Raw genomic sequence first — 23,525 nt, forward strand, 5'->3', positions numbered from 1 at the left:
ATAGCGGCAGGATTATCCGTTTGCCCCTGAAGCGAAACTACAGGAACATTGGCTTATACGTCATCCCTGCATGTCATTATCCATGCCGGAACGACAGGAATCCCGTGATTAGCCAATATCAAGAGGCCATCCTTCGATGATCGCCCAGCTGCCGACCATTGCCCCGAGCGCCAATTACCCCGAATTCCTCGAAGCCTTGCGTAACAGCGGCTTCCGTGGCCAGATCAGTGCCGACTACGGCACCCGCACGGTGCTGGCCACCGACAACTCGATCTACCAGCGCTTGCCGCAGGCGGCGGTGTTCCCGCTGGACGCCGACGATGTGGCGCGGGTCGCCACGCTGATGGCCGAGGCGCGCTTCCAGCAGGTCAAGCTGACCCCGCGCGGCGGTGGCACCGGCACCAACGGCCAGTCGCTGACCGACGGTATCGTCGTCGACCTGTCGCGGCACATGAACAAGATCCTCGAAATCAACGTCGAGGAACGCTGGGTACGGGTACAGGCCGGTACGGTCAAGGACCAGCTCAACGCCGCGCTCAAGCCGCACGGGCTGTTCTTCGCCCCCGAGCTGTCCACTTCCAACCGCGCCACTGTCGGCGGCATGATCAACACCGATGCCAGCGGTCAGGGCAGCTGCACCTATGGCAAGACCCGTGACCACGTACTGGAACTGCACAGCGTGCTGCTCGGTGGCGAGCGCCTGCACAGCCTGCCGATCGACGATGCCGCGCTGGAACAGGCCTGTGCCGCGCCCGGCCGGGTCGGCGAGGTGTACCGCATGGCGCGCCAGATCCAGGAAACCCAGGCGGATCTCATCGAAACCACCTTCCCCAAGCTCAACCGTTGCCTGACCGGCTATGACCTGGCGCACCTGCGCGACGAGCAGGGCCGCTTCAACCTCAACAGCGTGCTGTGCGGTGCCGAGGGCTCGCTGGGCTATGTGGTCGAGGCCAAGCTCAATGTGCTGCCGATCCCCAAATATGCCGTGCTGGTCAACGTGCGCTACACCAGCTTCATGGATGCCCTGCGTGACGCCAATGCGCTGATGGCGCACAAGCCGCTGTCGATCGAGACCGTCGACTCCAAGGTGCTGATGCTGGCGATGAAGGACATCGTCTGGCACAGCGTCGCCGAGTACTTCCCGGCCGACCCCGAGCGCCCGACCCTGGGCATCAACCTGGTGGAGTTCTGCGGCGACGAGCCGGCCGAGGTCAATGCCAAGGTGCAGGCGTTCATCCAGCACCTGCAGAGCGACACCAGCGTCGAGCGCCTGGGCCACACCCTGGCCGAGGGTGCCGAAGCGGTAACCCGCGTCTATACCATGCGCAAGCGTTCGGTGGGCCTGCTGGGCAACGTCGAGGGTGAGGTACGCCCGCAACCGTTCGTGGAAGACACCGCGGTACCGCCAGAGCAACTGGCCGACTACATTGCCGACTTCCGTGCGCTGCTGGATGGCTACGGCCTGGCCTACGGCATGTTCGGCCACGTCGATGCCGGCGTGCTGCACGTACGCCCGGCGCTGGACATGAAGGACCCTGCCCAGGCCGCACTGGTCAAGCCGATTTCCGACGCCGTGGCGGCACTGACCAAAAGCTACGGAGGCTTGCTGTGGGGCGAGCACGGCAAGGGCCTGCGCTCGGAATACGTGCCGGAGTACTTCGGCGAGCTGTACCCGGCGCTGCAGCGCCTGAAGGGCGCTTTCGACCCGCACAACCAGCTCAACCCGGGCAAGATCTGCACCCCGTTGGGCAGTGCCGAGGGCCTGACCCCGGTCGATGGCGTGACCCTGCGCGGCGACCTCGACCGTACCATCGACGAGCGCGTGTGGCAGGACTTCGGCAGCGCCGTGCACTGTAACGGCAACGGCGCCTGCTACAACTACGACCCCAACGACGCCATGTGCCCGTCGTGGAAGGCCACCCGTGAACGCCAGCACTCGCCCAAGGGCCGCGCCTCGCTGATGCGCGAATGGCTGCGCCTGCAGGGCGAGGCGAACATCGACGTGCTGGCGGCAGCGCGCAACAAGGTGTCCTGGCTCAAGGGCCTGCCGGCGCGGCTGCGCAACAACCGCGCGCGCAGCCAGGGCCAGGAAGACTTCTCCCATGAGGTGTACGACGCCATGGCCGGCTGCCTGGCGTGCAAGTCGTGCGCCGGGCAGTGCCCGATCAAGGTCAACGTGCCGGACTTCCGCTCGCGCTTCCTCGAGCTGTACCACGGCCGCTACCAGCGCCCGTTGCGTGACTACCTGATCGGCTCGCTGGAGTTCACCATCCCGTACCTGGCCCATGCGCCCGGGCTGTACAACGCGGTGATGGGCTCGAAGTGGGTGAGCAAGCTGCTGGCCGACAAGGTCGGCATGGTCGACAGCCCGCTGATCAGCCGCTTCAACTTCCAGGCTACCCTGACCCGCTGCCGCGTCGGCGTGGCCAGCGTGCCGGCCCTGCGTGAACTGACCCCGGCCCAGCGCGAGCGCAGCATCGTGCTGGTGCAGGATGCCTTTACCCGTTACTTCGAGACGCCGCTGTTGTCGGCCTTCATCGACCTGGCGCACCGCCTGGGCCACCGGGTGTTCCTGGCGCCTTACAGCGCCAACGGCAAGCCGCTGCACGTGCAGGGCTTCCTCGGTGCGTTCGCCAAGGCGGCGATCCGCAACGCCACCCAGCTCAAGGCCCTGGCCGACTGCGGCGTGCCGCTGGTGGGCCTGGACCCGGCGATGACCCTGGTGTATCGCCAGGAGTACCAGAAAGTACCGGGCCTGGACGGTTGCCCGCAGGTGCTGTTGCCGCAGGAGTGGTTGATGGATGTGCTGCCGGAGCAGGCAGCGACCGCGCCGGGCAATTTCCGCCTGATGGCGCACTGCACCGAGAAGACCAACGTGCCGGCCAGCACCAGGCAGTGGGAGCAGGTGTTCGCTCGCCTGGGCCTGAAGCTGGTGACCGAGGCGACTGGCTGCTGCGGCATGTCCGGTACCTATGGGCACGAGGCGCGCAACCAGGACACCTCGCGGACCATCTTCGAGCAGTCGTGGGCGACCAAGCTGGACAAGGAAGGCGAGCCGCTGGCCACGGGCTACTCGTGCCGCAGCCAGGTCAAGCGCATGACCGAACGGCAGATGCGCCACCCGCTGGAAGTGGTGCTCCAGTACGCTCGGCGCTGACCTTCAGGGCCTCGGGGGCTGCCTTGCAGTCCTCCTGGTTTACGCCGTCCCTGTAGGAGCAGCCTTGCGCTGCGAAGAGGCCGGTAGAGCCAATAGGTTTTCTTCGGCAGTAATGGCCTCTTCGCAGCACAAGGCTGCTCCTACAAGTCCCGTGCATGCCTTGAAGATGATGCCTGCCGATACAGATACAGACTCAACACCAACCCACAAGCCGCCGCCGCCGCGGCAAACAGAAACATCGAAGCAAAACCGAACCCCGCCGCCACCGCGCCCACCAGCGGCCCGGTCACCCCCAGCGACAAATCGATGAACAGCGAATACGCCCCCACCGCCGCCCCGCGGTTGGCCGCCGACACCTGATTCACCGCCTCCACCCCCAGTGCCGGGAACACCAGCGAGAAGCCGAACCCGCTCAGCGCGGCCCCCGCCAAGGCCATTTCGGCGTTGGGCGCCAGCCACAACATCAGCAGCCCAAGCGTTTCCACCGACAGGCAGGCGATCGCCACCCGGAACCCGCCAATCCGGTTGATCAGGTTGCCGAACAGCAGTCGCGCGCTGATGAAGCTGGCGCCGAACAGGCTCAGGGTCAGCGCTGCATTGGCCCAGCCGTGGCTGGCGTAGTACAAGGTGATGAAGGTGGCGATGGTGCCAAAGCCGATCGAGCCCAGGGCCAGCCCCGAGCCGTGCGGGAACACCTTGCCCAGCACCCGCAGGAACGGCAGGCGCACGCCACTGACGATCGGCGCGGCTTGCCTGGGCCAGGCCAGCAGCAACCCGAGCGCACACAGCAGGATGATGCTCACGCCCATGCTCCACAGCCCCAGGCCCTTGACCATCAGCACGCCCAGCGGGGCGCCGATGGCCAGTGCGCCATAGCTGGCGATGCCGTTCCAGGAGATGACCTTGGCCGTGTTTTCAGCGCCCACCCGGCCAATGCCCCAGCCAATCGCACCGGAGCCCACCAGGCTTTCGGCACTGCCGAGCACCAGGCGGCCTAGCAGCAGGCAGGCCAGGCTCAGCCACGGCAGGTGGGTGAGGAAGGCGCAGGCCAGCATGAACACCCCGCTGAGCCCGCAGCCGGCCAGGCCATACATGACCGCCTTCTTGCTGCCGTGGTTGTCGATGATGCGGCTGGCGGTGGGGCGGCTGAGCAGGGTGGCGAGGTATTGCACGCTGATCACCAGGCCCGCGACCACGGCACTGAAGCCCAGATCGTTGTGCACATAGCCGGGCAATACGGCCAGCGGGATGCCGATGTTCAGGTAGCCGATGAAGGTGAAGAGGACGATGGAGACGACTTGCAGGGTGACCGCAAGGGGGCGCGGTGAGTGGGGCATGAGGGCCTACGTGGATTCTGGACGGTGTGAAAACGTGATGACGGGGGTGGCCCGCAGGTCAGCCGTTTTCACACAGTCGGGGGATGCGCGGTTATTCCTGGTCAGCGCTGGATTGATCGTCACCATCCTGCTCGACGGCAGTTGCCGGTTCGGCGTGAACGGTCACGGTTGGCTCTTCTGGGTTCAGGCTTGGGAAGGGAAGATTCGGGATTTCATGCATCTCGTCGTTCCTCGCAAGTGTGAGTGAAAAGTCTGCGCCAGGCGCGTTTGAAGCTTCGCAAAGCTGGGGCAGGATACACAAGTCTGGATGACAGTTTGGGTTTTTTACCGATCGTTTGTCGGTTTTGCGGGCGAACAGCGGACATTTTTCCTTCAAAAAACTGGGGCCGCTTCGCGCCCCTTCGCGGGCTTGCCCGCTCCCACAGTGATCGCGAAAATCAAGGATTACGCGGTCCCTGTGGGAGCGGGCAAGCCCGCGAAGGGGCGCGAAGCGGCCCCAATTCCCAAGCGGTTACTTGCGGCCTTCAGCCGTCTCCGCCACCTTGTCGGTGCGCGCGCACATGATGAAATCATTGCGGTGCAGGCCTTTGATCGAGTGGCTCCACCAGGTCACGGTGACCTTGCCCCACTCGGTCAGCAGGCCCGGGTGATGGCCTTCGGCCTCGGCGATCTCGCCCACGGCATTGGTGAACGCCAGGGCGTGCTTGAAGTTCTTGAACAGGAACACGCGCTCCAGCTCCATGTGGCCGTCACGTACTTCGATGTTCCAGTCCGGGATTTCGCGAATCAGCTCGGCCAGTTCTTCGTCGGTGACCTTTGGTGCGTCGGCGCGGCAGGCTTCGCAATGGGCTTGGTTCAAGGCATTCATGTGGTGTTTTCCGGTTCGAGTTGTTATCGGCAAGGTCGCTCAGGCAGCGACCTTGGGTGGAAACTTCGGTGCGTGCAGGCCCAGCTGCATGGCTTTGTGAACCATGCCCATGATGTCTTCGTGGGCCAGGTCGAACAGGCGCTTCATGTTCGGCAGTACGAAATACAGCGGCTGCAGGATATCGATGCGGTACGGTGTGCGCATGGCCTCGATCGGGTCGAAGGCCTGGTGCTCAGGCTCGCCAGACAGGCTGTAGACGGTCTCTTTTGGCGACGAAAGGATACCGCCACCATAGATCTTGCGGCCCTGCGCGGTTTCCATCAGGCCGAACTCGATGGTCATCCAGTACAGGCGCGCCAGGTATACGCGTTGTTCCTTGGTCGCGGCCAGGCCGAGCTTGCCATAGGTGTGGGTGAATTCGGCGAACCAGGGGTTGGTCAGCAGCGGGCAGTGGCCGAAAATCTCGTGGAAGATGTCGGGCTCTTGCAGGTAGTCCAGTTCTTCCGGGGTGCGGATGAAGGTGGCCACCGGGAAGCGCTTGCTGGCCAGCAGTTCGAAGAAGGTCTGGAAGGGGATCAGTGCCGGTACCCGGGCAACCTGCCAGCCGGTGGTGGCGCCCAGCACCTTGTTGATCTCGCCCAGTTGCGGAATGCGGTCATGGGGCAGCTTGAGCTGGTCGATGCCGTCCAGGTATTCCTGGCAAGCGCGGCCTTCGATCACTTTCAGCTGACGGGTGATCAGGGTGTTCCATACCGCATGCTCTTGCTGCGGGTAATCGATAAAACCATGCGCATCGGGCTCGCGTGCCACGTATTGCGTCTGTTTCATGTGGCTCTCCTGGTGAGGGCTTTTCTTGTTATGTGCAGGACATGCCTAAGGAATATCCCTTCGCTGGCCGCTTTGCACGGGGGGGGCCACTGGCGGGGTCGGCTACTGGGGGTGATTTCGTAACGATAATTTTACAAAAAGGCGCAGGTGTCGGAAAATCCGAGGCATCTGGCTGATGCTTCGGCTGTTTTTGTCAGCTTATCTTTACGACTTTTCCGCGCGATGTTGAAAAACATTGGCGCTTCGAGAGCCCTCATGCGTATCAAAGTGCATTGCCAGAACCGCATTGGCATCCTGCGCGACATCCTCAACCTGCTGGTGGAATACGGCATCAACGTGCTGCGCGGCGAGGTGGGTGGTGACCATGGCAACGCCATCTACCTGCATTGCCCGAACCTGATCAATTTGCAGTTCCAGGCGCTGCGGCCGAAGTTCGAGGCCATCGCCGGAGTGTTCGGCGTCAAGCGTGTGGGGCTGATGCCCAGCGAGCGTCGGCACATGGAGCTGAATGCGCTGCTGGGGGCGCTGGACTTCCCGGTGCTGTCGATCGACATGGGTGGCAGCATCGTCGCCGCCAACCGTGCCGCTGCGCAGCTGCTGGGGGTGCGGGTGGACGAGGTGCCAGGCATGCCGCTGGCGCGTTATGTGGAGGACTTCGACCTGCCAGAACTGGTGCGGGCCAACAAGTCGCGCATCAACGGCCTGCGCATCAAGGTCAAGGGTGATGTGTTCCTGGCCGATATCGCGCCGCTGCAGTCCGAGCACGACGACAGCGAGGCACTGGCCGGTGCAGTGTTGACCCTGCACCGCGCCGACCGTATCGGTGAGCGCATCTACAACGTGCGCAAGCAGGAGCTGCGCGGTTTCGACAGTATCTTCCAGAGTTCGCGGGTGATGGCGGCGGTGGTGCGTGAGGCGCGGCGCATGGCGCCGCTGGATGCGCCATTGCTGATCGAGGGTGAGACCGGCACCGGCAAGGAGTTGCTGGCGCGTGCCTGCCACTTGGCCAGCCCGCGCGGCCAGTCGCCGCTGATGGCACTCAATTGCGCCGGGTTGCCCGAGTCGATGGCCGAGACCGAGTTGTTCGGTTACGGCCCCGGGGCCTTCGAAGGGGCGCGGGCCGAGGGCAAGCTGGGGCTGCTGGAGCTGACCGCCGGTGGCACGCTGTTCCTTGACGGGGTAGGGGAGATGAGCCCGCGCCTGCAGGTAAAGCTGCTGCGTTTTCTGCAGGATGGCTGCTTCCGCCGCGTAGGCAGCGATGAAGAGGTGTACCTGGATGTGCGGGTGATCTGCGCGACCCAGGTGGATTTGTCCGAGTTGTGTGCCCGTGGCGAGTTTCGTCAGGACCTGTATCACCGGCTCAATGTGTTGTCGCTGCACATTCCGCCATTGCGCGAATGCATGGATGGCCTGGAAGGGCTGGTGCAGCACTTTCTCGATCAGGCCAGCCGGCAGATCGGCTGCGCCATGCCGCGCCTGGCGCCGGCAGCGATGGACAAACTCAGCCAGTACCATTGGCCGGGTAATGTCAGGCAGTTGGAAAACGTGTTGTTCCAGGCAGTTTCGTTATGCGAAGGCGGTGTGGTTAAAAGTGAACATATACGTTTGCCGGATTATGGCGTGCGTCAACCGCTGGGTGAGTTTTCGCTGGACGGGGATCTTTCGCAGATTGTCGGGCGCTTTGAAAAAGCGGTGCTGGAAAGTTTGATGGGGGAATTCCCGAGTAGTCGGGCTTTAGGGAAAAGACTGGGTGTTTCACATACCACGATTGCCAACAAGTTGAGAGATTATTCGTTGGGCAAGTCAGCGGATTAAGTAGTCGTTAATTAATAACCTGTTAATCAGTCGGTGGCTGCTTCGCGGGTAAACCCGCTCCCACAGGTATAGCGCTGGACTCAAGGCAGGCGCTGTTCCTGTGGGAGCGGGTTTACCCGCGAATGGGGCCCGCAGGGCCCCCAATTCACAAGGTGTCAGCCGTTGGAGCAGCCGTTCCCCATCACGCGGTATTCGAGAATGTGCTTCTGGCCCTTGGAGTCCTCGTAGGTCATGCGCGCTGGCACGACTTCGCACACATTGGGCACTTCGCTCATGGAAATGACGCGGGCAATGTCCAGGTGCTGCGAGTAACTGTACTGTTCAACCGGAATCTGCTCGGCATCTTTGGCTTCGCCGGCCATCGCCGCGCCGCAAAGACTGCCAAGTACCAATACCAGTAAAGCTTTCATTTTCTATTTACCTGTCTAAGGTCGTGAGGGGGCACGCGGCGCTTATGGCGCCGCGAGTATTGCTGGTTTTAACTATCGGGTTTGGATGGGGATTAACGTTGCCTTCGTGGGGGCTGTTACCAGTTGTTAATCGCCTTGCCGTTGCTGGCGAGGTGAATTTTATGGCTGGGGCCCAGGCTGAAACAGTGGCTCTTTTGATAAAGTGTTTTGACAGAATCTGTAACAATCCTCGGGCAAACGGCCCCATTTTTCCTCGTCAGGGCTGGAAGGCGCATTCCAGAGCGCTTTGTCAGAACGGGCGTACCAAATTACTACCAACGTCGAATGGTTTTTGTCGCTCTGGTACAGTTACAAACGGTTCCATACAAAAACAACTATTACACCGAGGTAACACAGATGAGTGCGGCTCCACTGTATCCCGTTCGTCCCGAGGTTGCGGCCACCACCCTGACCGACGAGGCCACCTACAAGGCCATGTACCAGAAATCGGTGATCAACCCGGACGGCTTCTGGCGCGAGCAGGCCCAGCGCATCGACTGGATCAAGCCGTTCACCAAGGTCAAGCAGACCTCCTTCGATGACCATCACGTCGATATCAAATGGTTCGCCGATGGCACTCTGAACGTGTCCTCCAACTGCCTGGACCGCCACCTCGAACAGCGCGGCGACCAGCTGGCCATCATCTGGGAAGGCGACGACCCTTCCGAGCACCGCAACATCACCTACCGCGAACTGCACGAGCAGGTCTGCAAGTTCGCCAACGCCCTGCGTGGCCAGGATGTGCACCGGGGTGACGTGGTCACCATCTATATGCCGATGATCCCCGAGGCCGTGGTCGCCATGCTGGCCTGTGCCCGTATCGGTGCTATCCATTCGGTGGTGTTCGGCGGCTTCTCGCCCGAGGCACTGGCCGGCCGTATCATCGACTGCAAGTCCAAGGTCGTGATCACCGCCGACGAAGGCGTGCGCGGCGGCCGACGTACCCCGCTAAAGGCCAACGTCGACCTGGCGCTGACCAACCCTGAAACCAACAGCGTGCAGAAAATCATCGTGTGCAAGCGCACCGGTGGCGACATTGCCTGGCACCAGCACCGTGACATCTGGTACGAAGACCTGATGAAAGTGGCCTCCAGCCACTGCGCGCCGAAAGAGATGGGTGCCGAGGAAGCGCTGTTCATCCTTTATACCTCCGGTTCCACCGGCAAGCCGAAGGGCGTGCTGCACACTACCGGTGGCTATCTGGTATATGCCGCGCTGACCCATGAGCGCGTGTTCGACTATCGCCCGGGCGAGGTGTACTGGTGCACCGCCGACGTGGGCTGGGTCACTGGCCACAGCTACATCGTCTACGGCCCGCTGGCCAATGGCGCCACCACCCTGCTGTTCGAGGGCGTGCCGAACTACCCGGACATCACCCGTGTGTCGAAGATCATCGACAAGCACAAGGTCAACATCCTGTACACCGCGCCAACCGCCATCCGCGCGATGATGGCCGAGGGCGAGGCTGCGGTTGCCGGTGCCGATGGCTCCAGCCTGCGTCTGCTTGGCTCGGTGGGTGAGCCGATCAACCCTGAAGCCTGGAACTGGTACTACAAGGCTGTGGGCAAGGAGCGTTGCCCGATCGTCGACACCTGGTGGCAGACCGAGACGGGCGGCATCCTGATCAGCCCGCTGCCGGGCGCTACCGGCCTCAAGCCGGGCTCGGCAACCCGTCCGTTCTTCGGCGTGGTGCCAGCGTTGGTGGACAACCTGGGCAACCTGATCGAAGGTGCCGCCGAGGGCAACCTGGTAATCCTCGATTCCTGGCCGGGGCAGTCGCGCTCGCTGTACGGCGACCACGACCGTTTCGTCGACACCTACTTCAAGACCTTCCGTGGCATGTACTTCACCGGCGACGGTGCGCGCCGCGACGAGGATGGCTACTACTGGATCACCGGCCGCGTGGATGACGTGCTGAACGTGTCCGGTCACCGCATGGGTACTGCCGAGATCGAAAGCGCCATGGTGGCGCATGCGAAAGTGGCCGAGGCGGCGGTGGTGGGTGTGCCGCACGACATCAAGGGGCAGGGTATCTATGTGTATGTCACCCTCAATGCCGGTGTCGAGGCCAGCGAGCAGTTGCGCCTGGAGCTGAAGAACTGGGTGCGCAAGGAAATCGGCCCGATCGCCTCGCCGGATGTGATCCAGTGGGCGCCGGGGCTGCCGAAGACTCGTTCGGGCAAGATCATGCGCCGCATCCTGCGCAAGATTGCCACGGGTGAGTACGGTGCCCTGGGCGACATCTCGACGCTGGCCGACCCGGGTGTGGTGCAGCACCTGATCGATACCCACAAGGCCATGAGCCTGGCTTCGGCCTGATAGCGAAGCAGGGCGCACGCTGAAGGCTTTGTGCGCTCCCACAGGGTAAGGCGTGTGCTGTACCTGTGAGATCAGCCAATAAGAACCCCGTCCGGGCAACCGGCGGGGTTTTTTGCTTTACTGTTACCCGACATTCATCGGTAACTGTTCTGTCACCGGCCCCGCACCCTATCGGGGCGCCAGGAAACAATTGCGGCCCGTTTCGGTGCGTTCCCGCAGCCATTTTTTGCAACACAGCACGCTGCACTTGCCGTACTACAAGGCTTTGCCAATAATAGGCCCGGGAATTGCTAGGTCTATAGGTTCTATTTCTTGCGCTTTTGCATATTTTGCAATGGCTGTCAACATTGCCCGCTGCGGTTTCAAGCGCTTCTGTAAGTAGTTGTCGCTTTGAAGAAATATCGACTACCGGGCTGTCGTTAAAATGCCACTCACTCGCTCGTGGTCTGCGGCCTTGGTCGAACCCTGCGCGGCTCGCGTTGTACCCATTCGCATATCGGGCAGCCGTTACCTGCCTTGTATTGCCCCGTACCGATGGAGTTACCTGATGAAGAAGCTCGCACTGCTTGGCGCCCTGGCGCTGTCCGTGTTTTCCCTGGTGTCGCAGGCCGATGAAAAGCCGCTGAAAATCGGCATCGAAGCCGCTTACCCACCCTTCGCCTTCAAGCAGCCAGACGGCAGCATCGCCGGTTTTGACTACGACATCGGCAACGCCCTGTGCGAAGAGATGAAAGCCAAGTGCACCTGGGTCGAGCAGGAGTTCGACGGCCTGATCCCGGCGCTGAAAGTGCGCAAGATCGACGCCATCCTGTCGTCCATGTCGATCACCGAAGACCGCAAGAAATCGGTCGACTTCACCAAGCGCTACTACCTGACCCCGGCGCGCCTGGTGATGAAGGAAGGCACCGCTGTCAGCGATAGCCTGGATGAACTCAAAGGCAAGAAGATTGGTGTGCAGCGCGGCTCGATCCATGACCGCTTCGCCAAGGAAGTGCTGGGCGCCAAAGGTGCGACCGTGGTTCCTTACGGCACCCAGAACGAAATCTACCTGGACGTTGCGGCTGGCCGCCTCGATGGCACCGTGGCTGACGCCACCCTGCTGGAAGACGGTTTCCTCAAGACCGACGCCGGCAAGGGCTTCGCCTTCGTAGGCCCGTCCTTCACCGACGCCAAGTACTTCGGTGACGGCATCGGCATTGCCGTGCGCAAGGGTGACAAGGCCAACGTCGACCGCATCAACGCGGCCATCGACGCCATCCGTGCCAACGGCAAGTACAAAGAAATCGAGAAAAAGTACTTCAACTTCGATATCTACGGTCCAGACTCGAACTAAGACGTCGGGTTTCACCTGTGCAATGGTGCAAACAGCAGAGGCTCTGAGGTTTGCACCATTTTTCATTCTCTAGGTCGAGGACCTCATCATGTTGAAAGGCTACGGGGCAGTCATCCTCGACGGGGCGTGGCTGACGCTTCAGCTCGCCCTGTCGTCGATGGCCCTGGCCATCGTGCTCGGCCTGATCGGTGTGGCGCTGCGCTTGTCGCCGGTGCGCTGGCTGGCCTGGCTGGGCGATCTGTATTCCACGGTGATTCGTGGCATTCCGGACCTGGTCCTGATCCTGCTGATCTTCTACGGCGGTCAGGACATCATCAACCGGGTGGCGCCGCTGCTCGGCTATGAAGACTACATCGACCTGAACCCGCTGATCGCGGGTATCGGTACCCTGGGCTTCATTTTTGGCGCCTACCTGTCGGAAACCTTCCGCGGTGCGTTCCTCGGTATTCCGAAAGGCCAGGCCGAAGCGGGCGTGGCGTACGGCATGAGCAACCGCCAGGTGTTCTTCCGCATCCAGGTGCCGCAAATGATTCGCCTGGCGATCCCGGGCTTCACCAACAACTGGCTGGTGCTGACCAAGGCCACCGCGCTGATCTCGGTGGTGGGCCTGCAGGACATGATGTTCAAGGCCAAGCAGGCGGCTGACGCCACCCGCGAGCCTTTCACCTTCTTCCTGGCGGTGGCGGCCCTGTACCTGGTGCTGACCAGCATCTCGCTGCTGGCCCTGAAGTATCTCGAGCGCCGCTACTCGGTGGGCGTCAAGGTGGCTGAACTATGATCTTCGACTACAACGTCGTCTGGGAGGCATTGCCGATGTACTTCGGCGGCCTGCTGACCACCCTCAAGCTGCTGGCGATTTCGCTGTTCTTCGGCCTGCTGGCGGCCATTCCGCTGGGCCTGATGCGGGTGTCCAGGCAGCCAGCGGTCAATTTCGTGGCGTGGCTGTACACCTACGTGATCCGCGGCACGCCAATGCTGGTGCAGCTGTTCCTGATCTACTACGGTCTGGCGCAGTTCGAGGCGGTGCGCGAAAGCTTCCTCTGGCCGCTGCTGTCCAGCGCTACCTTCTGCGCCTGCCTGGCATTCGGCATCAACACCAGCGCCTACACCGCCGAAATCATCGCCGGCAGCCTCAAGGCCACGCCCCATGGCGAAATCGAGGCGGCCAAGGCCATGGGCATGTCGCGCATGAAGATGTACCGGCGCATCCTGCTGCCGTCGGCCCTGCGCCGGGCGCTGCCGCAGTACAGCAACGAAGTGATCATGATGCTGCAGACCACCAGCCTGGCGTCGATCGTCACCCTGATCGACATCACTGGCGCTGCGCGCACGGTCAATGCCCAGTACTACCTGCCTTTCGAGGCCTACATCACGGCGGGCGTGTTCTACCTGTGCCTGACCTTCATCCTGGTGCGCCTGTTCAAGATGGCCGAACGCCGCTGGCTCGGCTACCTGGCGCCGCGCAAGCACTGACCGCTTTGTGAGAATCGACAGCATGTACAAACTCGAAGTCCAAGACCTGCACAAGCGCTACGGCAGCCATGAAGTGCTCAAGGGCGTGTCCCTGTCGGCCAAGGCAGGCGATGTCATCAGCATTATCGGCTCCAGCGGTTCGGGCAAGTCGACCTTCCTGCGCTGCATCAACCTGCTGGAGCAGCCGCACGCCGGCAAGATCCTGCTCAACAATGAAGAGTTGAAGCTGGTGCCGGGCAAGGACGGCGCGCTCAAGGCTGCCGACCCGCGTCAGCTGCAGCGCATGCGCTCGCGCCTGTCGATGGTTTTCCAGCACTTCAACCTGTGGTCGCACATGACTGCGCTGGAAAACATCATCGAAGCGCCGGTCCATGTGCTGGGCGTGAACCGCAAGGAGGCCCTGGAAAAGGCCGAGCACTACCTGGCCAAGGTTGGTGTCGCGCACCGCAAGGACGCCTTCCCTGGGCACATGTCCGGCGGTGAGCAGCAACGGGTGGCCATTGCCCGGGCGCTGGCCATGGAGCCGGAGGTCATGCTGTTCGACGAGCCGACCTCGGCGCTGGACCCGGAGCTGGTGGGCGATGTGCTCAAGGTGATGCAGGCGCTGGCCCAGGAAGGCCGCACCATGGTGGTGGTGACCCACGAAATGGGCTTTGCCCGCGAGGTGTCCAACCAGCTGGTGTTCCTGCACAAGGGCCTGGTGGAAGAAACCGGTTGCCCGCGCGAAGTGCTGGCCAACCCGCAGTCGGAGCGCCTGAAGCAGTTCCTCTCCGGCAGCCTGAAGTAAAAACTGCATTTTTGCACCAGAATAGGGCATGCTGCGCGGCGAGCGCAGCCTGACCCGGCGCACAGACTCGAACGACCTCAGGTTTCGGACCGCACCCTATGACCACCCAGCGAATCGGTTTTCTCATCTGGCCCAGCACCAGGCCCCTGACCCTGGCGCTGGCCGAGGAAGTGTTGCTGGTGGCGCAGCGGGTGCATCCGGAGGTGGCCTATGAACTGGTCTTCTTGCAGGCGGAGCCGGCGCAGGAGGGCAGCTGGCGTCTGCCGGGCGAGGCGTGGAATGGTCGCCTGGATGGGTGTCACAAGCTGTTTCTGGTGGCCGACGAGCCGCCATCGGCGGTGGGGGCGGCGTTGTCGGCGGCGCTCAAGCAGCTGGCGCGCAGTGGCTGCATGATCGGCGGCCTGTCGGCCGGGGTTTATCCCCTGGCAATGCTGGGCATGCTCGACGGTTACCGCGCTGCGGTGCACTGGCGCTGGCAGGATGATTTTGCCGAGCGCTTCCCCAAGGTCATCGCCACCAGCCACCTGTTCGACTGGGACCGCGATCGCCTGACTGCCTGTGGCGGCATGGCCGTGACCGACCTGCTGCTGGCGGTGCTGGCCCGTGACCATGGGGCGGAGCTGGCCGGGGCGGTGTCGGAGGAGCTGGTGGTCGAGCGCATCCGCGAGGGTGGCGAGCGCCAGCGCATTCCGCTGCAGAACCGCCTGGGTTCGAGCCATCCCAAGCTGACCCAGGCGGTGCTGCTGATGGAGGCCAACATCGAAGAACCGCTGACCACCGACGAAATTGCCCAGCACGTGTGCGTGTCGCGCCGGCAGCTGGAGCGCATCTTCAAGCAGTACCTGAACCGCGTGCCGAGCCAGTATTACCTGGAGCTGCGGCTGAACAAGGCGCGCCAGATGCTGATGCAGACCAGCAAGTCGATCATCCAGATCGGGCTGTCCTGCGGCTTCTCGTCGGGGCCGCATTTTTCCAGTGCCTACCGCAACTTCTTTGGCGCAACGCCGCGGGAAGACCGTAACCAGCGGCGCAGCAGCAGCCCGTTCGAACTGAGCTCGGCGCCTGCCGAAAAAGGCTGATATTTCCTTATCCTGTGCCGGCCCTTTCGCGGCTGAAGCCGCTCCCACAGGGGGCGCACAAGCTTCAAATCCTGCGCAGGTCGTGTGGGAGCGGGTTCACCCGCGAAGGGGCCAGTGCAGGCAGCACCATTTCTCTCGGGGCTGTGCGGTGTTTGAAACCTGTGCGGTCCATGTGGGAGCGGGCGTGCCCGCGAATGGGCCAGCACAGGCAACCACGCTTCTACATGTGAACACCCGTTCACCCAGCCCCCTCTCTCCCGTACACTGCGCGATTGCGACAGTGTTTGTCGCATTGCCGAAAGCCTTGTCAAAACTGGGTTTTGCGCTGTAACAAGTTGTCGCTTGGCCGCAAGGACAGGCGCGGATCAGTCCTTACAATCCCCCCATCGCTCGCCACTTCCAGGCCAGCGTTCCTCTTCAGGAGACTCAGATGTCCGTTGAGCAAGCCCCGGTGCAACGTGCCGATTTCGACCAGGTCATGGTCCCCAACTATTCTCCGGCGGCCTTCATTCCTGTGCGAGGCGAGGGTTCCCGTGTTTGGGACCAGTCAGGTCGCGAGCTGATCGACTTTGCCGGTGGCATCGCGGTCAACGCCCTGGGCCACTGCCACCCGGCACTGGTCAAGGCCCTGACCGAGCAGGCCAACACCCTCTGGCACGTATCCAACGTGTTCACCAACGAGCCGGCCCTGCGCCTGGCCCACAAGCTGGTGGACGCTACCTTTGCCGACCGTGCGTTCTTCTGCAACTCCGGCGCCGAATCCAACGAGGCCGCCTTCAAGCTGGCCCGTCGCGTTGCCCATGACCGCTTCGGCCCGGAAAAGCACGAAATCATCGCCACCGTGAACAGCTTCCACGGCCGTACCCTGTTCACCGTCAGCGTCGGTGGCCAGCCGAAGTACTCCGACGGCTTCGGCCCGAAGATCACCGGCATCAGCCATGTGCCGTACAACGACCTGGAAGCGCTGAAGGCACAGATTTCCGACAAGACCTGCGCCGTGGTGATCGAGCCGATCCAGGGCGAGAGCGGCGTGGTACCGGCCGACAAGGCCTACCTGGAAGGCGCGCGCAAACTGTGTGACGAACACAACGCCCTGCTGATCTTCGACGAAGTGCAGACCGGCGTGGGCCGTACCGGTTCGCTGTATGCCTACCAGCACTACGGCGTGACCCCGGACATCCTGACCAGCGCCAAGAGCCTGGGCGGCGGTTTCCCGATCGGCGCCATGCTGACCACCACCGAGCTGGCCAAGCACCTGGCTGTCGGCACCCACGGTACCACCTACGGCGGCAACCCGCTGGGCTGCGCCGTTGCCTGCGCGGTGCTGGACGTGGTCAATACTCCGGAAACCCTGGGCGGCATCAAGACCAAGCATGAGCGCTTCAAGGCCCGTCTGGAGCAGATCGGCCAGAAGTACAACCTGTTCAGCCAGGTGCGTGGCGTTGGCCTGCTGCTGGGCTGCGTGCTGACCGAGGCCTGGAAAGGCAAGGCCAAGGACGTGCTCAACGCTGCCGAGAAAGAAGGCGTGATGGTGCTGCAGGCCGGCCCGGACGTGGTCCGCTTCGCGCCAAGCCTGGTGGTTGAAGACGCCGACATCGATGAAGGCCTGGACCGCTTCGAGCGCGCCGTGGCTACCCTGACCCAGGGCTGATCCGCCTGCTGTCCCCTCACCGGCCACGGCGCAGGCTCAGCCCGTGCCTGGGCCGGTGATACCCGATTCCAGTGCAGGTGCCAATGCACCTGCCGTTTTTCCGTGCCGCCGTGAGCGGCCCGTATTCCAAAGGAGTGACACCATGCTGGTGATGCGCCCCGCGCAAATGGCTGATCTGAACGAAGTGCAGCGCATGGCTGCAGACAGCCCCATTGGTGTCACCTCGTTGCCGGACGACGCTGCTCGCCTGGGCGACAAGATCGCCGCTTCCGAGACTTCCTTCGCCGCCGAGGTCAGCTTCAACGGTGAAGAAAGCTACTTCTTCGTGCTCGAAGACAGCGAAACCGGCAAGCTGGCCGGCTGCTCGGCCATCGTCGCTTCGGCCGGCTATTCCGAGCCGTTCTACAGCTTTCGTAACGAGACCTTCGTGCATGCCTCGCGCGAGCTGAAGATCCACAACAAGATCCACGTGCTGTCGCTGTGTCACGACCTGACCGGCAACAGCCTGCTGACCAGCTTCTATGTGCTGCCGGAACTGGTGAACAGTGCCTGGGCCGAGCTCAATTCGCGTGGCCGCCTGCTGTTCATGGCCGCGCACCCGGAGCGTTTCGCCGACTCGGTGGTGACCGAGATCGTCGGCTACAGCGACGAACAGGGTGAATCGCCGTTCTGGGATGCCATCGGCCGCAACTTCTTCGACCTCAACTACGCCGACGCCGAGCGCCTGTGCGGCCTGAAGAGCCGCACCTTCCTCGCCGAGCTGATGCCGCACTACCCGATCTACGTACCGCTGCTGCCGGACCTGGCGCAAGAGGCCATGGGCCAGGTGCACCCGCGTGCGCAGATTACCTTCGACATCCTCATGCGCGAAGGCTTCGAGACCGAGCACTACATCGACATCTTCGACGGTGGCCCGACCCTGCATGCGCGTACTTCGGGTATCCGCTCGATCGCCCAGAGCCGGGTGGTGCCGGTGAAGATCGAGGACGCGCCGGTCAAGGGCGGGCGCCCATACCTGGTGTGCAACGGCCAGTTGCAGGACTACCGCGCAGTGCTGCTGGACCTGGACTGGGTGCCTGGCAAGCCGGTCAGCCTGAACCTGGCTGCCGCCGAGGCGCTGGGGGTGGGCGAGGGTGCCAGCGTGCGCCTGGTCGCGGTCTGAGGTCTGGCAACAGACGTTTGCGGATTGATGCGTTAGCAGAGTTTCGCGCCGGCTGCCGCCGTCGCACAAGGAGATAGCATGATCGTTCGTCCTGTACGCAGCAGCGATTTGCCTGCGTTGATCGAATTGGCACGCAGCACCGGGACCACCGGGCTGACCACGCTGCCGGCCAACGAAGAGCGCCTGGGGCATCGCGTTGGCTGGGCGGAAAAAAGCTTCCGTGGCGAAGCCGAGCGCGCCGACACCGACTACCTGTTCGTGCTGGAAAACGACGAAGGCCTGGTGGTTGGCATCAGTGCCATCGCCGGTGCCGTCGGCCTGCGCGAGCCCTGGTACAACTACCGGGTCGGCCTGACCGTCAGCGCCTCGCAGGAGCTGAAGATCTACCGCGAAATCCCCACCCTGTTCCTGGCCAACGACCTGACTGGCAACTCCGAACTGTGCTCGCTGTTCCTGCGCAGCGACTACCGCTCTGGCCTCAATGGCCGCCTGTTGTCGCGGGCGCGCATGCTGTTCATGGCCGAGTTCCCCGAGCTGTTCGGCAAGAAGATCATTGCCGAAATGCGCGGCATGTCCGACGAGCAGGGCCGCTCGCCGTTCTGGGAAAGCCTGGGCCGGCACTTCTTCAAGATGGAGTTCAGCCAGGCCGACTACCTCACCGGCGTGGGCAACAAGTCGTTCATTGCCGAGCTGATGCCGAAGTTCCCGCTGTATACCTGCTTCCTGTCCGAGGCAGCGCGCAACGTGATCGGCCGTGTGCACAAAGACACCGAGCCGGCGCTGGCGATGCTCAAGCAGGAAGGCTTCAACTACCAAGGCTACGTCGACATTTTCGATGCCGGCCCTGCCATCGAGTGCGACACCGACAAGATCCGCGCCGTACGCGAAAGCCAGACCCTGGTGCTGGCCGTGGGCACACCGGGCGATGACGCCACTCCTTACATCATTCACAACCGCAAGCGCGACGACTGCCGCATCACGGCTGCACCTGCGCGGTTGGCCGCCGGTACCCTGGTGGTCGACCCCTTGACGGCCAAGCGCCTGCGCATGGGTGCCGGCGACAACGTGCGCGCGGTGCCGCTGTCGGCAAGCCGGGAGGCCAAATAAATGACCACGCATTACATCGCAGGCAACTGGCAGGCCGGCCAGGGCGAAACCCTGCAGTCGCTCAACCCGGTGACGCAAGCTGTCGTATGGGAGGGGCAGGGCGCCGACGCCAGCCAGGTGGAGGCTGCCGTGCAGGCTGCGCGCCATGCCTTCCCGGCCTGGGCGCAGCTGAGCCTGGACGCGCGCATCGATGTGCTGGAGAAGTTCGCCTCGCAACTGAAGGCGCATGCCGAAGCGATGGCCCAGTGCATTGGCGAGGAAACCGGCAAGCCCCTGTGGGAGTCGGCGACCGAAGTCACCAGCATGATCAACAAGGTGGCGATCTCGGTGCAGAGCTATCGCGAGCGCACCGGCGAAAAGAGCGGCCCGCTGGCCGATGCCACGGCCGTGCTGCGGCACAAGCCCCACGGTGTGGTGGCGGTGTTCGGCCCGTACAACTTCCCTGGCCACCTGCCCAACGGCCATATCGTGCCGGCGCTGCTGGCGGGCAACTGCGTGGTGTTCAAGCCCAGTGAGCTGACGCCCAAGGTCGCCGAACTGACCGTCAATTGCTGGATTGCCGCCGGGCTGCCGGCGGGTGTGCTCAACCTGGTGCAGGGCGCGCGTGAAACCGGTGTGGCGCTGGCCGCCAACCCGGGTATCGATGGCCTGTTCTTCACCGGCTCCAGCCGCACCGGCAACCTGCTGCACCAGCAGTTCGCCGGCCGCCCGGACAAGATCCTGGCCCTGGAAATGGGTGGCAACAACCCGCTGGTGGTGGATGAGGTCAAGGACCTCGATGCGGCGGTGTACACCATTATCCAGTCGGCGTTCATTTCCGCCGGCCAGCGCTGCACCTGCGCCCGTCGTCTGCTGGTACCGCAAGGCGCCTGGGGCGATGCGCTGATCGCGCGGCTGGTCGAGGTGAGCAGATCCATCTCGGTCGGCGCGTTCGACCAGCAGCCGGCGCCGTTCATGGGCTCGGTGATTTCGCTGCAGGCGGCGCGGGCGCTGATTGCGGCCCAGGCCGAACTGGTCGCCAAGGGGGGCGTGAAACTGCTGGAAATGACCCAGCCGCAGGCCGACGCAGCACTGCTGACCCCAGGCATCGTCGATGTCACCGCTGTGGCCGAGCGCCCGGACGAAGAGTTCTTCGGCCCGCTGTTGCAGGTGATCCGCTACGCCGACTTCGATGCTGCCATCGATGAGGCCAACAACACCCAGTACGGCCTGGCCGCCGGCTTGCTGTCCGATTCCCGTGCCCGTTACCAGTACTTCTGGCTGCGCAGTCGCGCAGGCATCGTCAACTGGAACAAGCAACTGACCGGTGCCGCCAGCAGTGCGCCGTTCGGCGGCGTGGGTGCCAGTGGCAACCATCGCGCCAGCGCCTATTACGCGGCGGACTACTGCGCGTACCCCGTGGCTTCGCTGGAGACCGCCAGCCTTGCCTTGCCGGCAACCCTGACGCCGGGCGTCACCCTATAACAACAGGTCACGGAGCCTAGCCGATGAAATCCTACGAAGTGAATTTTGATGGCCTGGTGGGGCCTACCCACAACTATGGCGGCCTGTCCTACGGCAACGTGGCTTCGCAGAGCAACAGCCAACAGGCTTCCAACCCGCGCGAAGCTGCGCGCCAGGGCCTGGCGAAGATGAAAGCGCTGGCCGACATGGGCTTCAAGCAGGGCGTGCTGGCGCCGCAGGAGCGCCCGGACGTGGCCGCACTGCGCCGCCTGGGCTTCAGCGGCAGCGATGCCGAAGTGATCCAGCGCGCCGCCAGGGAGGCCATGCCATTGCTGGTGGCCAGCTGCTCGGCCTCGAGCATGTGGGTGGCCAACGCCGCCACGGTCAGCCCCAGTGCCGACACCGCCGACGGCCGCGTGCACTTCACTGCTGCCAACCTCAACTGCAAGTACCACCGCAGCATCGAGCACCCGACCACCAGCCGCGTGCTGGGTGCCATGTTCAGCAACGACAAACACTTTGCCCACCACGCAGCGCTGCCTGCCGTGGCGCAGTTCGGTGACGAGGGCGCAGCCAACCACACGCGCTTCTGCCGTGCGTACGGCGAGGCCGGCGTGGAGTTCTTCGTCTACGGCCGCAGTGCCTTCGACAGCCGCTTCCCGGCACCGCAGAAGTACCCGGCCCGGCAAACCCTGGAAGCCTCCCAGGCCGTGGCTCGGCTGCATGGCCTGAGCGATGACGGCGTGGTCTACGCTCAACAGAACCCGGCCGTGATCGACCAGGGCGTATTCCACAACGATGTGATTTCGGTGGGCAACGGCGAGGTGCTGTTCTACCACGAGGACGCGTTCCTCGAGACCGACGCGGTACTTGGCCAGCTGCGGGCTAAACTGGCCAGCAAGGGTGGCAACTTCCAGGCCATCTGCGTGCCGCGGGCAGCGGTGACGGTGGAGGACGCGGTGCGTTCCTACCTGTTCAACAGCCAGCTGCTCAGCCGCGACGACGGCTCCATGCTGCTGGTGGTGCCGGAAGAGTGCCGCAACAACGAGCGGGTCTGGGCCTACCTCGGCCAGCTGACCGCCCAGGGCGGCGCGGTGAAGGAGGTCAAGGTGTTCGACCTCAAGCAGAGCATGCAGAACGGCGGTGGGCCGGCTTGCCTGCGTTTGCGCGTGGCGTTGAAGGAAACGGAACTGGCAGCGGTCAACCAAGGCGTTATCATGACCGCCTCGCTGTACGACACCCTGGTGCAGTGGGTCGACAAGCACTACCGCGATCGCCTTGGCGAAGCGGACCTGGCCGACCCGCAGCTACTGGTGGAATGCCGTACGGCACTGGACGAATTGACCCAGATCCTGAAGTTGGGCTCGGTGTATCCGTTCCAACGCCAACCTTGAAGAGAGACTTTGCAATGACCGACGCCCTGCGCCTGATCCTCGAAGATGAAGACGGCACCCAGCTGGAAACTTCCTGCACCCGCTTTGCCGTGGTCTGGCAGGGCAAGGAAGTGTGGATTCAGCAGGATGGCCGTGGCCAGCTGCTGATCGGCGTGGATGTCGAGGAAGACGACACCGAGTACGCCAACCTGCTGTTGCGTCCGATGGCCACCAACCTGGTCAGCCTGCAGCTGGAAATGGAGCCGGCTGAAGTCGCTGAAGACGACGATCACGTCCATGGCCCTGACTGCGGCCACCACCACTAAGGAAGTCCCTATGCTCGCCCTTGGCAAATTGCTTGAGCTGACCCTCACCGATCACGAACCGGCCGAGAAGACCCAAGTGACACCCAAGGGCGCGCGTTTGCGCTGGCTGGGGGAGGGCGCGCTCGAAGTGCGCCCGGCCGAAAACGAGGATTGCGGGCTGGACTTGCTGTTGTCCGCCGGCATCCATGGCAACGAAACGGCACCGATCGAATTGCTCGAGCGGCTGCTGCATGGCGTGGCCAACGGCAAGATCCTACCCAAGGCGCGGGTGCTGTTCCTGTTCGGCAACCCGGCTGCGATCCGTAAGGGCGAGCGCTTCATCGAGCAGGACATCAACCGCCTGTTCAACGGGCGCCACGAGCTGTCCAGTGGCCTCGAGGCATTGCGTGCCGCCGAGCTGGAACAGTTCGCCCGGGTGTTCTTCAGCAAGCCGGGGCGCAGCCGCCTGCATTACGACCTGCATACTGCCATCCGAGGCTCGAAGATCGAGCAGTTCGCCTTGTACCCCTATAAAGAGGGGCGCAAGCACTCCCGTCGCGAGCTGGCACGCCTGGCGGCGGCGGGCATGGAGGCGGTGTTGTTGCAAAGCAAGTCTTCCATTACCTTCAGCGCCTTCACCTACGAGCAGCTCGAGGCCGAAGCCTTCACCCTGGAGCTGGGCAAGGCTCGACCGTTCGGCCAGAACGAGCTGGTCAACCTCGACAAGCTGGAAGCGCGGCTGATCCACATCATCGAAGACACCGAGCCGCAGGGCGAAAGCTCGCTGGATGGCCTGCAACTGTTCAGTGTCTCCCGCGAGATCATCAAGCACAGCGACAGCTTCCACCTGCACTTGCCGGCGGACATCGAGAATTTCTCCGAGCTGAGCAAGGGTTACCTGCTGGCCGAAGACCTGGCCGAAACACGCTGGGTGGTCGAGGAGGAAGGGGCACGCATCATCTTCCCCAACCCCAAGGTCAAGAATGGCCTCAGGGCGGGGATTCTGATCGTGCCCGACTCCGGTCAGCGACTAGGCTGA

At 63.3% G+C, this 23,525-nt stretch carries 20 protein-coding genes; 15 read left to right on the forward strand and 5 right to left on the reverse strand.

Annotated features, from left to right (window positions below; all coding sequences use genetic code 11):
* The first annotated feature begins 136 nt into the window (after positions 1–136).
* Positions 137–3,157 (forward strand): D-2-hydroxyglutarate dehydrogenase YdiJ, encoded by a 3,021-nt coding sequence (ydiJ, locus tag M2S36_RS16620; protein ID WP_233693733.1) that lies wholly within the window; start codon positions 137–139, stop codon positions 3,155–3,157.
* Between the two features lie 140 nt (positions 3,158–3,297).
* Here ydiJ and M2S36_RS16625 read toward each other — a convergent pair whose 3' ends face one another.
* The 4 genes from M2S36_RS16625 to phhA form a co-directional block, all read right to left on the reverse strand.
* The gene (locus M2S36_RS16625) at positions 3,298–4,494 is read right to left on the reverse strand and encodes an MFS transporter (RefSeq protein ID WP_207829555.1); all 1,197 of its coding nucleotides are present in this window, start codon (positions 4,492–4,494) and stop codon (positions 3,298–3,300) included.
* 91 nt (positions 4,495–4,585) lie between these two features.
* The gene (locus M2S36_RS16630; RefSeq protein ID WP_256202935.1) at positions 4,586–4,714 is read right to left on the reverse strand and encodes a hypothetical protein; all 129 of its coding nucleotides are present in this window, start codon (positions 4,712–4,714) and stop codon (positions 4,586–4,588) included.
* A 291-nt stretch (positions 4,715–5,005) separates the two neighbouring features.
* On the reverse strand, positions 5,006–5,362 hold the full coding sequence (locus M2S36_RS16635) for a 4a-hydroxytetrahydrobiopterin dehydratase (RefSeq protein ID WP_003254532.1): 357 nt from the start codon (positions 5,360–5,362) through the stop codon (positions 5,006–5,008).
* A 39-nt stretch (positions 5,363–5,401) separates the two neighbouring features.
* Positions 5,402–6,190 carry a phenylalanine 4-monooxygenase gene (gene phhA / locus M2S36_RS16640; RefSeq protein ID WP_003260109.1) on the reverse strand — a complete coding sequence of 263 codons (789 nt, stop codon included), beginning with the start codon at positions 6,188–6,190 and terminating at the stop codon, positions 5,402–5,404.
* 255 nt (positions 6,191–6,445) lie between these two features.
* On the opposite strand from phhA, the gene M2S36_RS16645 reads away from it, so the two are divergent.
* Positions 6,446–8,005: a sigma-54-dependent transcriptional regulator gene (locus tag M2S36_RS16645; protein ID WP_233687559.1), complete on the forward strand. Its 1,560-nt coding sequence runs from the start codon at positions 6,446–6,448 to the stop codon at positions 8,003–8,005.
* Positions 8,006–8,160: 155 nt separating this feature from the next.
* Here M2S36_RS16645 and M2S36_RS16650 read toward each other — a convergent pair whose 3' ends face one another.
* Positions 8,161–8,415: a DUF2790 domain-containing protein gene (locus tag M2S36_RS16650; protein ID WP_003260110.1), complete on the reverse strand. Its 255-nt coding sequence runs from the start codon at positions 8,413–8,415 to the stop codon at positions 8,161–8,163.
* 396 nt (positions 8,416–8,811) lie between these two features.
* On the opposite strand from M2S36_RS16650, the gene acs reads away from it, so the two are divergent.
* From acs to astE, 13 genes are all read left to right on the forward strand, one after another.
* The gene (acs, locus tag M2S36_RS16655) at positions 8,812–10,773 is read left to right on the forward strand and encodes an acetate--CoA ligase (protein WP_207829557.1); all 1,962 of its coding nucleotides are present in this window, start codon (positions 8,812–8,814) and stop codon (positions 10,771–10,773) included.
* A 547-nt stretch (positions 10,774–11,320) separates the two neighbouring features.
* Positions 11,321–12,106 (forward strand): ABC transporter substrate-binding protein, encoded by a 786-nt coding sequence (locus M2S36_RS16660; RefSeq protein WP_075045965.1) that lies wholly within the window; start codon positions 11,321–11,323, stop codon positions 12,104–12,106.
* 88 nt (positions 12,107–12,194) lie between these two features.
* Positions 12,195–12,884, forward strand: coding sequence for an ABC transporter permease (locus M2S36_RS16665; RefSeq protein WP_003260113.1), 690 nt, complete (start codon positions 12,195–12,197; stop codon positions 12,882–12,884).
* Complete coding sequence (locus tag M2S36_RS16670) at positions 12,881–13,579, forward strand: ABC transporter permease (protein ID WP_063912889.1); 699 nt, start codon at positions 12,881–12,883, stop codon at positions 13,577–13,579. The genes M2S36_RS16665 and M2S36_RS16670 overlap by 4 nt, the downstream gene beginning before the upstream one ends.
* A 22-nt stretch (positions 13,580–13,601) precedes the next feature.
* Positions 13,602–14,366 carry an ABC transporter ATP-binding protein gene (locus tag M2S36_RS16675; RefSeq protein WP_025340127.1) on the forward strand — a complete coding sequence of 255 codons (765 nt, stop codon included), beginning with the start codon at positions 13,602–13,604 and terminating at the stop codon, positions 14,364–14,366.
* Positions 14,367–14,464: 98 nt separating this feature from the next.
* Positions 14,465–15,445: a transcriptional regulator ArgR gene (gene argR, locus M2S36_RS16680; RefSeq protein ID WP_207829567.1), complete on the forward strand. Its 981-nt coding sequence runs from the start codon at positions 14,465–14,467 to the stop codon at positions 15,443–15,445.
* A gap of 430 nt (positions 15,446–15,875) precedes the next feature.
* Positions 15,876–17,096: an aspartate aminotransferase family protein gene (locus M2S36_RS16685; protein ID WP_207829570.1), complete on the forward strand. Its 1,221-nt coding sequence runs from the start codon at positions 15,876–15,878 to the stop codon at positions 17,094–17,096.
* A gap of 142 nt (positions 17,097–17,238) precedes the next feature.
* Positions 17,239–18,258, forward strand: a complete 1,020-nt coding sequence (gene aruF / locus M2S36_RS16690; RefSeq protein WP_063912886.1) for an arginine/ornithine succinyltransferase subunit alpha — start codon at positions 17,239–17,241, stop codon at positions 18,256–18,258.
* Positions 18,259–18,336: 78 nt separating this feature from the next.
* Positions 18,337–19,365 carry an arginine N-succinyltransferase gene (astA, locus tag M2S36_RS16695; RefSeq protein WP_063912885.1) on the forward strand — a complete coding sequence of 343 codons (1,029 nt, stop codon included), beginning with the start codon at positions 18,337–18,339 and terminating at the stop codon, positions 19,363–19,365.
* Positions 19,366–20,829 carry a succinylglutamate-semialdehyde dehydrogenase gene (gene astD, locus M2S36_RS16700; RefSeq protein WP_333957480.1) on the forward strand — a complete coding sequence of 488 codons (1,464 nt, stop codon included), beginning with the start codon at positions 19,366–19,368 and terminating at the stop codon, positions 20,827–20,829. It abuts the gene before it with no gap.
* Between the two features lie 23 nt (positions 20,830–20,852).
* Positions 20,853–22,202: an N-succinylarginine dihydrolase gene (astB, locus tag M2S36_RS16705; RefSeq protein ID WP_063912883.1), complete on the forward strand. Its 1,350-nt coding sequence runs from the start codon at positions 20,853–20,855 to the stop codon at positions 22,200–22,202.
* A 14-nt stretch (positions 22,203–22,216) separates the two neighbouring features.
* The gene (locus M2S36_RS16710; RefSeq protein ID WP_063912882.1) at positions 22,217–22,507 is read left to right on the forward strand and encodes a hypothetical protein; all 291 of its coding nucleotides are present in this window, start codon (positions 22,217–22,219) and stop codon (positions 22,505–22,507) included.
* A 10-nt stretch (positions 22,508–22,517) separates the two neighbouring features.
* Positions 22,518–23,525, forward strand: a complete 1,008-nt coding sequence (gene astE / locus M2S36_RS16715) for a succinylglutamate desuccinylase (protein WP_207830131.1) — start codon at positions 22,518–22,520, stop codon at positions 23,523–23,525.

The sequence above is a fragment of the Pseudomonas sp. SF2 genome (assembly GCF_036858055.1).
Classification (GTDB): Bacteria; Pseudomonadota; Gammaproteobacteria; order Pseudomonadales; family Pseudomonadaceae; genus Aquipseudomonas.

Bases quoted from the DNA above. Each gene is read 5' to 3' on its own strand.
- M2S36_RS16710 (WP_063912882.1), top strand. From the start codon at position 22,217: ATGACCGACGCCCTGCGCCTGATCCTCGAAGATGAAGACGGCACCCAG.
- M2S36_RS16630 (WP_256202935.1), bottom strand. From the start codon at position 4,714: ATGCATGAAATCCCGAATCTTCCCTTCCCAAGCCTGAACCCAGAAGAG.
- M2S36_RS16660 (WP_075045965.1), top strand. From the start codon at position 11,321: ATGAAGAAGCTCGCACTGCTTGGCGCCCTGGCGCTGTCCGTGTTTTCC.
- phhA (WP_003260109.1), bottom strand. From the start codon at position 6,190: ATGAAACAGACGCAATACGTGGCACGCGAGCCCGATGCGCATGGTTTT.
- M2S36_RS16670 (WP_063912889.1), top strand. From the start codon at position 12,881: ATGATCTTCGACTACAACGTCGTCTGGGAGGCATTGCCGATGTACTTC.
- M2S36_RS16665 (WP_003260113.1), top strand. From the start codon at position 12,195: ATGTTGAAAGGCTACGGGGCAGTCATCCTCGACGGGGCGTGGCTGACG.
- astB (WP_063912883.1), top strand. From the start codon at position 20,853: ATGAAATCCTACGAAGTGAATTTTGATGGCCTGGTGGGGCCTACCCAC.
- argR (WP_207829567.1), top strand. From the start codon at position 14,465: ATGACCACCCAGCGAATCGGTTTTCTCATCTGGCCCAGCACCAGGCCC.
- astE (WP_207830131.1), top strand. From the start codon at position 22,518: ATGCTCGCCCTTGGCAAATTGCTTGAGCTGACCCTCACCGATCACGAA.
- M2S36_RS16635 (WP_003254532.1), bottom strand. From the start codon at position 5,362: ATGAATGCCTTGAACCAAGCCCATTGCGAAGCCTGCCGCGCCGACGCA.
- M2S36_RS16645 (WP_233687559.1), top strand. From the start codon at position 6,446: ATGCGTATCAAAGTGCATTGCCAGAACCGCATTGGCATCCTGCGCGAC.
- M2S36_RS16650 (WP_003260110.1), bottom strand. From the start codon at position 8,415: ATGAAAGCTTTACTGGTATTGGTACTTGGCAGTCTTTGCGGCGCGGCG.
- ydiJ (WP_233693733.1), top strand. From the start codon at position 137: ATGATCGCCCAGCTGCCGACCATTGCCCCGAGCGCCAATTACCCCGAA.
- M2S36_RS16675 (WP_025340127.1), top strand. From the start codon at position 13,602: ATGTACAAACTCGAAGTCCAAGACCTGCACAAGCGCTACGGCAGCCAT.
- M2S36_RS16625 (WP_207829555.1), bottom strand. From the start codon at position 4,494: ATGCCCCACTCACCGCGCCCCCTTGCGGTCACCCTGCAAGTCGTCTCC.
- astA (WP_063912885.1), top strand. From the start codon at position 18,337: ATGATCGTTCGTCCTGTACGCAGCAGCGATTTGCCTGCGTTGATCGAA.
- acs (WP_207829557.1), top strand. From the start codon at position 8,812: ATGAGTGCGGCTCCACTGTATCCCGTTCGTCCCGAGGTTGCGGCCACC.
- astD (WP_333957480.1), top strand. From the start codon at position 19,366: ATGACCACGCATTACATCGCAGGCAACTGGCAGGCCGGCCAGGGCGAA.
- aruF (WP_063912886.1), top strand. From the start codon at position 17,239: ATGCTGGTGATGCGCCCCGCGCAAATGGCTGATCTGAACGAAGTGCAG.
- M2S36_RS16685 (WP_207829570.1), top strand. From the start codon at position 15,876: ATGTCCGTTGAGCAAGCCCCGGTGCAACGTGCCGATTTCGACCAGGTC.